The organism is Moorena sp. SIO4G3, from assembly GCF_010692305.1.
Lineage (GTDB): Bacteria > Cyanobacteriota > Cyanobacteriia > Cyanobacteriales > Coleofasciculaceae > Moorena > Moorena producens_A.
Genome location: NZ_JAAHIG010000551.1, coordinates 1 through 4313, shown reverse-complemented (window position 1 = coordinate 4313; position 4313 = coordinate 1). Strand labels below are relative to the sequence as shown.

The window sequence follows — 4313 nt, the reverse complement described above, 5'->3', positions numbered from 1 at the left end:
TGTCAGACCGTGATCCGGGAAATTTAACACATCCAGCACTAAAGCTTCATGGTGCCGTGGGATTCTTGCTTGATAGAAATACTCTTGATAGAAATACTCAGATATTTCTCCCAAGCCAAGGCAATTAACTGTATCTCCCACGGCTTGACTAATTTTCCCGCTAAATAGTAGTTGATTAGACTTTGTCGAGTTTAGCCACCAGCAGCAAAGGTGAGCATGATCACTGCTGAAAGCAACATACCAGGACTTAGTAACAGAACTAACATCAAAAAATCATGGGATTCCATAATCGTAAACTCTCCTAACTGCTTCTTTACTACCCTAACCTGGGAGAAAGGCTAATCCCGGAAAATCAATAATTTATCAAGAATTCCTAAGCTGTCAGCGGTCAGCGGTCAGCGGTCAGCTTCAAAAAAACCTCGTTCGCGTGTGGCACAGGCTTCGACGCAACCAATGCTTACCTCTTTTATTCAAAAGCTGTTCGCGTAGCGTGCGTGGCACAGGCTTCGACGCTGGGAGCTAGCCCATAAGCTGATAGCTGATAACTAATATAGCAATCCGTGTAGGAATTGTGAGAATTTTGTTCCCTGTTCCCTACTCCCTGTTCCCTGTTCCCTGTTCCCTACTCCCTGTTCCCTGTTCCCTGTTCCCTGTTCCCTGTTCCCTTTGGTATAGTTTATAACTTACCTTTACTTTTGCTTTATTACCGATTTAAGCTATTAGTTAAACTTGTTACTATTATAACTCTTTAATTTTAAATATTTAGTAAATTTATTGTAAATTATCCTGATTTTTTGGATTTTTAACTTGACAACAAGCCCAAGCAAAGTTTATAATATAAACATACCAAAAAGAGCCGCGCTTTGCGGGTGTCAACGACAAGCGCGGCTCTTTCCCAAACTACAGTTTAGGTAATTCTATAATAATGGCAAAACAACGATTTGTTCATTATCCCATCGATTATCACCAAGCGATGGAGCGTCTTGAACAGCTTGGACAACAGAGGCAGCCGAGGGAAGAAAATCTCTATCCCTATCCGATCACGGAGCGAGAGCAAATATTGATCCGACTGTACAGTTACTTGGAATTGGGCATGACACCCCAACGGTTTTACCAAAAGTGGGACCTAACTCACGAAGATATAGCTTTTATCTGCTCTTGTTCCGTTCACACGGTTAATGGCTGGTTTTCCACCAGTCGTCGCTGTTACCCTCCCACTCCTGGTCACTTGCGCCATCTGGCGATTATGGATTTTTTGTTGGAGGATTTTGAGACTATTCCGAAGGAGTTATTGGATCGATTATGCTTGAAGGAGGACAGAATGTAGAATTTAGAATTTAGAATTTAGAATTCTACATTCTAAAACGATTTTGGTTTGCGATTCTCCTAGGAGAATCGCACCTCATCAAACTGCGGCGTTCGCGTAGCGTGGCCAAAGGCCAATCGCTTGAGGCTTGTCGCTCCTCCAGGAGATTCTACCAACAAATCAGGTGAGAATACCTTGTAATTTAAGTTTGAAACCGGGAAGCACCGCTTCTCCAGATAACTCCTTGGGATTATCTATAACCTCAGTTTTTTGTCCTGAGCGATAGATTTCAACCCGTTGATTCTGAGGGTCAATCAGCCACCCCAAGCGCAAGCCATTGTCGATGTATTCTTGCATTTTTGCCTGTAGCTCCTTGAGACTGTCAGACTTTGATCGCAACTCAATTACGAAATCAGGACAGACTTTAGGGAACGTTTGTTTTTGTTCCTCTGTGAGTGCATCCCAGCGGTGACGTGACACCCAAGAGCTATCAGGGGAACGATTGGAGCCATTGGGAAGTTCAAATCCGGTAGAAGAATCAAATGCTTCTCCTTTTTCCGGGTTTTCCTCATACCAATTTCCCAATTGCCTGGTAATACTCAGATTTCTTTTACCCGTTTCCCATCCTGTTGGTGGATTCACAATCAATTTTCCCTGGGCAGTTCTTTCTAATCTCAGGTCTCGGTTAGCATTGGCTAATTGTTCAAACTGTTGGTGACTGACTTTGAGGTCTAACGATGGTGGAACTATTAGCTTGAGTAGGGGATCTAGTTGACTTGACATAACTGTTAATCCTGGCAATTGAGATATAACGATAAACCAGAAAATCAAGACATCACGTCGGTTAATTTTCCTGGAATTATGGGGAGTTTATTTAAGTCGCGATCGCTTAATGAATAATTGAGCAGGGAAAACAAAAGTTGGGCAATCTGCGAACATTTATCTTGCTGTTAATTCTTGTCCTGATTCACAAATTTTCTCGGCGATATCCTGCCCAAGATTCCACATCATCCTCCGACCAAGGGAATGGTGGATTGCTGCTATAGTCAAGAAAATAGTCGTAGCCTAACTGGTCATACAGCTGATCCACCAATGTCTGTAATTCTACCATTGGTTCGGTATCCCCAGGAAGCAGGGGAAGCCGAAAAGAAGGAATGCGTTCGCCTTTGGCGTGGCCTACGGCCAATCGCATAAATTAAAAAGGTACAAATCAGCAGTGGGACGGGTATTATAACGACTGACTAATATCCGATAATGACTCGGATTACTGGTGTTAGAAACAGGCAGGGGTTCCCCATCTCGCAACAGGTCAATTTCGACCAGATGAGTCATACTCTCGAATATCTGCTGCCGTTTGGCTTCGTATTTCTGACGACCTTCTCCTCGTTTATTGGCAGGGGAGATAACTTCAATCGCTGTCACCACTTCCTTGGTAGCTACATCTTTAACCTCGATGTAGGATTGTCGGACTTCTTCTCGTAAAGGAACAGCTACCTTAATCGGTTGAACTAACGGTTCAGATACCGCAACTGCTGTAGCCATTGCAGCTGAAGCATCTCGGCTTTGTTGAACCGTAACATCGGGTCTACCAATGGCAATCTTGGTTGAGCCAGCAATCTTATAAACCCACTTATCCGTGACTACCCGATATTTAGGTAGCAGTTTCGGAATTAATGCTCTAGCCAAAGCTGCCACCAATTGATTGTGGAAATCCGACCAATATTCCGGTTGTTCAAGGTAGGGATTCATCCCAGGAAATGGGTTAGTCATATAGCATTTTGATTTGAGTTGTGAACATACTTCCTTAAGGAAAGGCAAGAGCCATGTATGCTAGAGGCAAGAGTTAATCAAGTACAGAGGGATTTTGGGTAAGGATGTGAGCTCTTAAGATTTACGCTATAAATTAGCTCTAAGGATTTAAGCTTGCATGTCGCCCCTCAGGATTGTTCTATAGTAGAGATCAGATGCAGCATTATTGTTAACCTAATTACAACAAGGTAACATGTTACCTAAATCTTTGAGAAGTATGTGGGCTTTTGTGCTGAGCACGGTGTTGATAATTCTTTTCGTGATCCTCTTACCCCTTAGAAGCCAAGCCCTGTTTCACCCTAAAAGCCAGAGGATAAGAATTGTAGACAAACCCCAAGTAGCATCAATCACTGGGAATGTTCAAGTAATTACTACAGCAGCGGGCAATGGAGCAGACACCTTTATCCGAGGTGGTGCCCATTCTAGTAAGAATAATGGAACAAACGGTCAATTAGTCGTCAAGCTTGATCAAAACAGCTCTTATAACCGCAAAACTTATCTCCGATTTGATCTCAGTGAGCTGAATCATGGTATTGATGATGTGAGCCTGAATTTGACGACGGTGAACCTTCACAACACCAAAGGCTCTATTGAGTTTTATGGCTTGAATGATGGAGTAGACGAAAATTGGTCTGAAACCAAAACCACTTGGAATAACGCGCCGGCTAATCAGACTTACTCTCCCAATTTATTTATCTCAAACCAAACAACTTATTTAGGTAAACTTCGTGCAGCTTCTTTAGCTATAGGAGATTCTTTTAGCTTTAACTCACCTGAGTTACTAGATTTCATCAAACGTGATACTGATGGGTTAGTGACTATTCTGGTTAATCGTGCAGAGTATAAATCCCCAGATTCCTATATCACTTTTGCGTCTAAAGAAAGCACTGAGTATAGCCCTCCTACATTAATCGCTACTCTGAGAGCTGATTCGTAAACTCGCACTAAACCTTGTAGGATAAGGCTTGCGCTAAAATAGAACAATTGAACTATTTAATACCGAAAAGACTATCATAGCAAGGCTTTCAGACTTCTTAAGATTTACTTTACGAATCAGCTCTAAGGGGGCCTTGCCTAGGCTGTTTATTATGAGTCTTTTTAGGGGGAGATCGTTCACACCAGGATTGAGCTTTGCTCACGCTTTGCGATTAGCCCGAAGGGCGTTGGCTAGCGAACGCGTACGGCGATAACGCCCAGA

The 4313-nt window shown here is 42.8% G+C and carries 5 protein-coding genes; 2 read left to right on the top strand and 3 right to left on the bottom strand.

Annotation, left to right across the window (positions count from 1 at the left end; genetic code table 11):
- Positions 1-925: 925 nt before the first annotated feature.
- The gene (locus F6J99_RS42500) at positions 926-1327 is read left to right on the top strand and encodes a hypothetical protein (protein ID WP_293122827.1); all 402 of its coding nucleotides are present in this window, start codon (positions 926-928) and stop codon (positions 1325-1327) included.
- Between the two features lie 159 nt (positions 1328-1486).
- On the opposite strand, the gene F6J99_RS42495 is transcribed toward F6J99_RS42500, so the two are convergent.
- The 3 genes from F6J99_RS42495 to F6J99_RS42485 all read right to left on the bottom strand — a co-directional run bounded on the left by F6J99_RS42495 (position 1487) and on the right by F6J99_RS42485 (position 3076).
- The gene (locus tag F6J99_RS42495) at positions 1487-2089 is read right to left on the bottom strand and encodes a Uma2 family endonuclease (protein ID WP_293122825.1); all 603 of its coding nucleotides are present in this window, start codon (positions 2087-2089) and stop codon (positions 1487-1489) included.
- A gap of 184 nt (positions 2090-2273) precedes the next feature.
- The gene (locus F6J99_RS42490) at positions 2274-2498 is read right to left on the bottom strand and encodes a DUF4058 family protein (protein ID WP_293122823.1); all 225 of its coding nucleotides are present in this window, start codon (positions 2496-2498) and stop codon (positions 2274-2276) included.
- Positions 2483-3076 (bottom strand): DUF4058 family protein, encoded by a 594-nt coding sequence (locus F6J99_RS42485; protein WP_293122820.1) that lies wholly within the window; start codon positions 3074-3076, stop codon positions 2483-2485. The genes F6J99_RS42490 and F6J99_RS42485 overlap by 16 nt, the downstream gene beginning before the upstream one ends.
- A 298-nt stretch (positions 3077-3374) precedes the next feature.
- On the opposite strand from F6J99_RS42485, the gene F6J99_RS42480 reads away from it, so the two are divergent.
- On the top strand, positions 3375-4052 hold the full coding sequence (locus tag F6J99_RS42480; RefSeq protein WP_293122816.1) for a DNRLRE domain-containing protein: 678 nt from the start codon (positions 3375-3377) through the stop codon (positions 4050-4052).
- Positions 4053-4313: the final 261 nt, after the last annotated feature.

Coding starts and splice junctions, on each gene's coding strand:
- F6J99_RS42495 (WP_293122825.1), bottom strand. CDS start 2,089: ATGTCAAGTCAACTAGATCCCCTACTCAAGCTAATAGTTCCACCATCG.
- F6J99_RS42490 (WP_293122823.1), bottom strand. CDS start 2,498: ATGCGATTGGCCGTAGGCCACGCCAAAGGCGAACGCATTCCTTCTTTT.
- F6J99_RS42500 (WP_293122827.1), top strand. CDS start 926: ATGGCAAAACAACGATTTGTTCATTATCCCATCGATTATCACCAAGCG.
- F6J99_RS42485 (WP_293122820.1), bottom strand. CDS start 3,076: ATGACTAACCCATTTCCTGGGATGAATCCCTACCTTGAACAACCGGAA.